The following is a 350-nucleotide window of genomic DNA, read 5'->3' as shown; positions in this document are numbered from 1 at the left end:
GTCTTGACCACAACAGTACCGGTGGTTTGGCCCGCGTCGATGGTAATGACCGAGCCGTTGCTCAAGGTCACGGTTATCGGCGTGCCGGCCGGGTTGCTCAGGGTCGCGGTGTAGGTGATCTGCCCGCCTTCGGTGATGGTATTGCCGGCCGTCAGGGTGACTGTGGTGGTGTCGACGGTATCGGTAATGGTGGTCACGGCCGGCGTGGTGTTGGGCACCAGGTTTTCGAAGTTGCCGCCGGTGGTGCCGGTGATGGTGGTGCTGACGGTGCTGCCGTTTACATAAACGTCATTGGCCGGGGTCTCGACCACGACCTGACACTTATACACAACTCCGACCCAACTCCGACC

General features: G+C 61.1%; 1 protein-coding gene. It reads right to left on the bottom strand.

Going from position 1 to position 350, the window contains the following annotated elements:
- The coding region (locus tag AC1D1M_RS31545; protein ID WP_477778717.1) for an immunoglobulin-like domain-containing protein at window positions 1-350 on the bottom strand (350 nt) is incomplete at both ends.

It is taken from the genome of Pseudomonas sp. P1_F7, assembly GCF_056405655.1.
This window is presented reverse-complemented; position numbering and strand designations above follow the sequence as displayed.